The sequence below is a fragment of the Rhizobium sp. BR 317 genome, assembly GCF_047445835.1.
In the GTDB taxonomy this organism is placed as follows: Bacteria; Pseudomonadota; Alphaproteobacteria; order Rhizobiales; family Rhizobiaceae; genus Rhizobium; species Rhizobium paranaense.
This window is the reverse complement of record NZ_JARWLB010000072.1, coordinates 1-3,005: the sequence shown is the minus strand read 5'-3', so window position 1 is coordinate 3,005 and position 3,005 is coordinate 1. Positions and strand designations below refer to the sequence as shown.

Here is a 3,005-nt window from a genome sequence, read left to right as displayed (position 1 = left end):
GCGTTAGAGAGTTTGCCATGGCCGCCGCGATGAACKGTATGGCGRCTCACGGCGGCGTCATACCCTATGGTGGCACGTTCCTCGTCTTCTCGGATTATTGCCGCAATGCCATTCGTGTGGCGGCTCTGATGGGCGTCCGCTCTATCTTCGTGATGACGCATGACTCGATCGGTCTTGGCGAAGACGGTCCGACGCACCAGCCGGTCGAGCATCTTGCCAGCCTCAGKGCAATGCCGAACTTGCATGTATTCCGGCCGGCCGACACCATCGAGACGCTGGAATGCTGGGATCTTGCAATAACCAGCAAGAACACGCCGTCGGTTTTKGCGCTCTCGCGGCAGAATGTCCCGCAACTGCGCGCCCAGCGTGACGGCATCAATCGCTGCGCACGRGGAGCCTATGTGCTGCGGGAAGCGAGCAGCGAACGTGCCGTCACAATCATCGCCACTGGAACGGAAGTCGCGCTTGCGATCCAGGCTGCCGACKAGCTTGAGGCGAGAAACGTTCCCGCCGCTGTCGTCTCGATGCCGAGCTGGGATCTCTTCGAACAGCAGCCCAAGGATTACCGCAGCTCGGTCCTCGGCAACGCGCCGCGCATTGCCGTGGAAGCGCTCTCGAAGTTCGGCTGGACTAGGTATGTCGACAGCGAAGACGACGTGATTGGGATGTCCGGCTTCGGAGCGTCTGCGCCGGCCGAGACGCTGTACGAGCAATTTGGGATCACGGGTGACGCAATCGTCACGCGCGCCCTAGCAAGGATAAGGGGCAAGCAATGAGCGCGCCGGCGACACCCGGAAATGACGAAGCGGGCGTCCAGTATGGTTCTGTCGATGAGTACCTCTCGACCTGGGCTGCTGAGGATTTGTCCCGTCAGGGGGTGGCGGCTCTAATCCACGGTGTGTTGGATGGCGCCTGTCTTTTATCCGCACGCATCGCAGCCGGTTCCCTGGAGGGCGATCTGGCCCACCTTGTCGGATCAAATACCGACGGTGATGCGCAAAAGGCAATCGACATCGCGTCGCACGAGTTGTTCGTCGAAATACTCGCACGCGCAGGCGCTGCCAGGGTCCTGTCCGAGGAGGCCGACGCGCCAGTTATGCTCAATGGCCAGCATTTTGCGGTMGCAATCGATCCGATCGACGGTTCAGGCAATGTCGGGCTGGGCACGCCCGTCGGCACGATCTTCTCGATCATGCCTTTCTGCGAAGCTGAAGATCCCTTTTTAACCCCTGGAAAGCGCCAGGCCGCGGCCGGTTATGTCTCATTCGGCAACACGGTCGATTTGGGCTTTTCGGTCGGTGAGGGTGTGCTGCTGGCGACGATGCATMCCCAAACCGKCGAGTTCCTGATCGTCAAAAGGCAGGTTCAGATACCTCGCGACACGTCCGAGCTTGCATATAACGCTTCCAACCACCGTCACCTTCACCCTGCCATGAGCCTGTATCTTCAGGATTGTCTGACCGGCAAGGAGGGAACGCGCGGCCGCGATTTCAACATGCGTTGGCTCGGATCGGCAGTCGGAGAGCTCCACCGGATCCTGATCAGGGGCGGTGTGTTCTTCTACGCCGGCGACAAGCGACCCGGCTTTGAAAATGGGCGCCTTCGCCTGGTGTATGAAGCGAATCCGATCGCGTTCCTGATGGAGCAGGCCGGGGGGCGGGCCACCGACGGCACGACCGCCATCCTGGACAAGATCCCGACCTCTCACCATTGCCGCACGCCGCTGGTTTTCGGTTCGGCGACGGAGGTCGACGTGATCGCAAGCTATCTCAATTCCAATCCAACCAGCGAGTAACACGTCATGGCCAGGATTACTCTCCGCCAGCTGCTGGATGATGCCGCCGAACACGGCTACGGCGTCCCGGCGTTCAACATTAACAACATGGAACAGGCGCTTGCCATCATGKAAGCGGCCGACGGAACGGATTCGCCTGTGATTCTCCAGGCGAGCCGTGGKGCCCGAGCCTATGTCAACGACATCATGCTCAAGCACATGATGGAGGCTGTGACGGAAATCTATCCGCATATCCCCGTTTGCGTCCATCTTGACCACGGAAACGAACCGAGCACCTGCGTCACCGCGATCCAGCATGGTTTTACGTCCGTCATKATGGACGGATCGATCCTTGCTGACGGGAAAACCGCKGCGGATTGGGACTACAACGTCAAGGTMACGAGAAGCGTCAGCGACACGGCCCATTGGGCAGGGGTTTCGGTGGAAGGGGAGCTTGGCGTTCTGGGCTCGCTTGAGACCGGTACGGGCGAGGCGGAAGACGGTCACGGCGTCGAAGGCAAGCTCGATCCGCATCAGCTTTTGACCGATCCGGAGGAGGCGGCGAAATTTGTCGCGGAGACCAAGGTGGATGCGCTTGCCGTCGCAATGGGCACCAGCCATGGCGCCTACAAGTTCTCACGCCGGCCGGACGGTGACGTGCTGGCAATGGATGTTATCGAGGCGATTCACCGGAAACTTCCGAATACCCATCTCGTCATGCACGGTTCGTCAAGCGTGCCGGAGGAGTTGCAAGAAATTTTCAATCGCTTCGGCGGGCGGATGAAGCCCACCTGGGGCGTGCCGCTCGAGGAAATCCTGCGCGGCATTCGGCATGGTGTGCGAAAGGTCAACATCGACACTGATTGCCGCATGGCAATKACCGGGCAGGTGCGCCGAGTGCTGTCCGAAGATCCGACAGAATTCGACCCTCGCAAATATTTGAAGCCTGCAATGACGGCGCTTTCAAAGCTGTGCCGCKAGAGATTCGAAGCTTTCGGAACGGCAGGACGCGCAAGCTCCATTCATGTTGTGCCGCTCGCGGAAATGGCGAAGCGGTATCGAGCCGGCTCGCTCTAGGTCGGCCAACATCMATTTGAACGCAAACGTGGTGAAGCGGCGATKACMGAGAAGAAAACCCTCTGGATTGGCACCAGCTGGAAGATGAACAAGACGCTTGCCGATGCCGCGCAGTTTGCGCACGGTCTCAGGGCCGCAGACATCACGTCCCATC

General features: G+C 59.9%; 3 protein-coding genes and 1 pseudogene. All 4 read left to right on the top strand.

Annotated elements, in window-relative coordinates; genetic code table 11:
- A partial coding sequence (locus tag QD357_RS31620; protein ID WP_414125920.1) for a transketolase-like TK C-terminal-containing protein occupies positions 1-776 on the top strand: 776 nt, incomplete at its 5' end.
- Positions 773-1,795 carry a class 1 fructose-bisphosphatase gene (locus tag QD357_RS31615; RefSeq protein WP_414125919.1) on the top strand — a complete coding sequence of 341 codons (1,023 nt, stop codon included), beginning with the start codon at positions 773-775 and terminating at the stop codon, positions 1,793-1,795. The genes QD357_RS31620 and QD357_RS31615, both read left to right, overlap by 4 nt.
- Before the next feature lie 6 nt (positions 1,796-1,801).
- Positions 1,802-2,851, top strand: coding sequence for a class II fructose-bisphosphate aldolase (fba, locus tag QD357_RS31610; RefSeq protein WP_414125918.1), 1,050 nt, complete (start codon positions 1,802-1,804; stop codon positions 2,849-2,851).
- Between the two features lie 42 nt (positions 2,852-2,893).
- Positions 2,894-3,005 (top strand): annotated as a pseudogene (locus QD357_RS31605) (triose-phosphate isomerase); the annotation flags it as partial.